A 3236-nucleotide genomic window follows, 5' to 3' on the forward strand; every position below is an offset into this window, starting at 1 on the left:
AGAGAACCTCCGGAGGGATGACTCCTCTATACCATTAAAAGTGAATAATCCCACCCCTGTATATCTGGGGTACAGGCTTATTATACGAGGAGGAGAAGAATGAAAAAGAGACTTGTAAGTATAGTATTGGTACTCGGAATGGTGACAGGTTTGGCGGCAGGATGTGGCTCGACGAAAGAAGAAAACAGTGCTGAAGAGGATGGTGTTACAACAGTTACATGGATGACCTCCAGACCGGTAGATGGAGCGATCGATCAGGTGATGAGACAGATTGCGGACGACTACAGTGAGGAGCAGGGCGGAAAATGGAAGATAAATATTGAGACAACTGCGGATCGCCCATCTTATCTTCAAAAACTGCGTACGCTGATAGCTGGAGACAATATGCCGGACATCATAGACATCGATGCAGATCCTTACTGTCAGGAGCTTGTAGACCAGGGGATGCTGGTGGATGTGAAGAAATTCCTTGAGGATAATGGCAAATACGATGATTATTATCCTACCGCACTGAAATATCAGGAGTTTACAGATGGATCCATGTATACGCTCCCATTAGAGTATCATGTGGAAATGACATGGTACAATAAGGAAATCTTTGATCAGTATAACCTTACACCGCCCAAAACAATGGATGAGTGGCTGCAGGTGTGCAGAACACTGAGTGAGAATGGAATTACTCCTATATCTGTAGATGGAGTGGATAGATGGCCGGTGCAGAGATATCTTGCAATGCTTCCTTTCCGTGAGACGGGAAATGAGTTTATCATTAACCTGAGAGATGGAAAAGAGAAAATGAGCAGCGAAACCGGGAAAAAAGCTGCGGAGTTTGTTCAGGAGATGGGACAGTATTTTAACGAAGGATTTGGAGCCACAGACTATGCTACGGCCCAGTCAATGTTCCTGGATGGAAAATCAGCAATGTACTATATAGGTGATTGGGAGATTGCAGCTATGCAGGATGCGTATGAGCAGGGGAAAATTGACTACTTCTACCTGCCTATGACTGATGATGCAACGACCAAAGAAAATGAGTTTTGTGTGAATTCCGGAATTGGAATGGCTTTTAATGCGGAAACCTTTGATGAGAAAACAAAAGACTTTGTTCTTTACGTAATTGATAATTACGGAAAACTCTATGCTGGTAAGCAGCAGATGTCACCTATTAAAACAGATTTGCCTGATGATGTGGAATTTTCAGATCTTTATCTGCGTATTAGGGACGATATGGAAAATACAGGAGAAAACTTTTTGAAGCCATGGGATACTTATCTGGATTCGGATACGAATACAGTTATGCAGGATAATCTTCTTTTGTTAGCTTCCGGCGATATGTCTGTGGATGACTTCTGTACTATGATTGATGATTCGATTGCGCAAAACGCAAAATAGGAGGGAAAGATGGGCGTCATAAGAAGTAGAAAAGCTTTTTTGGCATTTTTGTTGCCGGGTCTGCTATTCTATATATTTGCAGTCTTCTATCCAATAGAAGAATCTATCCGGTTAAGCTTTATGGAGTGGGGCGGTATCGGCGAGAAAACCTTTGTCGGACTGAATAATTATATTCAGATGTTCCATGATAAAGTGTTTTACACAGCATTTTTAAATAATCTGATCTATCTCGTGATTGTTGTGGCTATGCAGCTTGGAATCGGCCTTTTGTTTGCCGTTATGCTCACCTACATGACCAAACACGTGACGCTGATCAAGACATTGTATTATGTGCCGTGCATTGTTACGACTGTAGCCATTGGTCAGCTTTTCAGAAGTATGTATTCCACGGAACCTATGGGACTTATAAACCAATTTCTCCAGGCTATTGGCCTGGAGAATCTGGTTACATCCTGGCTGGCAAATGTAAGTACAGCATTGGCGGCAGTTTCCATACCGGAGGGATGGAGATTTACCGGAATGTATATGGTGATTTTTTACGCAGCGCTTGTCTCGCTGGATCCGTCAGTGTATGAAGCGGCTAAAGTAGATGGAGCGACTGAATTCCAGATTTTTTTCCGTATCAAACTGCCGTTGATCAAGGATATCATCCTGCTGACGTTAACTATGTGTCTGACAGGGGCTCTGCGGGGATTTGATATACCGTATCTGCTGACAAATGGTGGACCTGGGAATGCCAGTGAACTGATGTCGACTTACATGTACAAAAAAGCGTTTTCAAGTAATCAATATGGCTATGGAAGTGCTCTGGCAGTATTCATAATAGTGGAAAGTATTCTGGTAGTGTTTATTCTTCGTAAGATTTTTATGACAGAAGAGGAAAAAGAGGCCAGGAGGATGAAAAGAGAGAAGAGAAGGAGGAAGGATAAATGAAAAAGAAAGTGATGAAGATAGCGTTTGTCCTAGTGATCCTGGCTTTCTTGATCGTCCAGATCTATCCGGTTATTTGGCTATTTATTGCGAGTATAAAACCGACCGTCGAGCTATCAAGTCAGCCGTTTGCTCTGCCAAAAACTATTACTTTTGAGAATTTTGCCAAAGTACTCGGAGATGGAAACATCGGAACTTATATGTGGAATAGCTTGAAGGTGACAGGAATTTCTCTGCTTCTTATTATTGTTTTGAGCGCAACAGCCGGATATGCTCTTTCTAAGTTCAGGGTACGGGGAAGAAGAAAAGTTTATTCTTTCTTTACTTTTGGCATTATGATTCCAGTGCAGATTACACTTATTCCGCTGTTTATCTTTTATAGCAAAATGGGGATATTGAATACAAGCTTTGCTCTTATTTTGCCGCAGGTAGGGTTTGCGTTACCGCTTTCAGTCATGATGTTTGTAAGTTTCTATGAGTTTGTGCCGGATGAACTGATTGAAGCTGCTATTGTAGACGGATGCTCCCCATTCCGCACTTTTATCCAGATTGTATTTCCGCTGGCGAGAAATACTGTGATTACTATCGCATCAATGTACAGTATATTGATATGGAATGATTTTATATTTGCCAATACGTTTGTCAGTGAAAATTCCGCCAAAACAGTGGCCATGGGATTGAAAGATTATGTAGGGGCATTTGGAAATGTAGATTGGGGAGCTACATTTGCGGCAATTGCAATTTCTATACTTCCGCCGCTTATTATCTATTTTGCCCTAAATAAATGGGTGACTGCAGGAATGACTGCAGGCGCTACCAAAGGATAGCAATTTGGTGATATGTCAAGAGGTGATAAAAAAAGATTTCAATGAAAACAGATAAAAAAGGGTACAACAAATAGGCCTGCGACAAAA

The 3236-nt window shown here is 41.7% G+C and carries 3 protein-coding genes; all 3 read left to right on the plus strand.

The window, feature by feature from the left end; translation table 11 throughout:
- Positions 1 to 99 precede the first annotated feature (99 nt).
- From NI21_RS0115735 to NI21_RS0115745, 3 genes are read left to right on the plus strand one after another with little or no spacing between them, the layout of a single operon-like run.
- Positions 100 to 1392 (plus strand): ABC transporter substrate-binding protein, encoded by a 1293-nt coding sequence (locus tag NI21_RS0115735; protein WP_033127158.1) that lies wholly within the window; start codon positions 100 to 102, stop codon positions 1390 to 1392.
- 9 nt (positions 1393 to 1401) lie between these two features.
- Positions 1402 to 2325, plus strand: coding sequence for a carbohydrate ABC transporter permease (locus NI21_RS0115740; protein ID WP_033127159.1), 924 nt, complete (start codon positions 1402 to 1404; stop codon positions 2323 to 2325).
- Complete coding sequence (locus NI21_RS0115745) at positions 2322 to 3149, plus strand: carbohydrate ABC transporter permease (protein WP_033127160.1); 828 nt, start codon at positions 2322 to 2324, stop codon at positions 3147 to 3149. The genes NI21_RS0115740 and NI21_RS0115745 overlap by 4 nt, the downstream gene beginning before the upstream one ends.
- Positions 3150 to 3236 lie beyond the last annotated feature (87 nt).

This window comes from Eubacterium sp. ER2 (genome assembly GCF_000765215.1).
Classification (GTDB): Bacteria; Bacillota; Clostridia; order Lachnospirales; family Lachnospiraceae; genus Claveliimonas; species Claveliimonas intestinigallinarum.

Bases quoted from the DNA above. Each gene is read 5' to 3' on its own strand.
- NI21_RS0115740 (WP_033127159.1), top strand. From the start codon at position 1,402: ATGGGCGTCATAAGAAGTAGAAAAGCTTTTTTGGCATTTTTGTTGCCG.
- NI21_RS0115745 (WP_033127160.1), top strand. From the start codon at position 2,322: ATGAAAAAGAAAGTGATGAAGATAGCGTTTGTCCTAGTGATCCTGGCT.
- NI21_RS0115735 (WP_033127158.1), top strand. From the start codon at position 100: ATGAAAAAGAGACTTGTAAGTATAGTATTGGTACTCGGAATGGTGACA.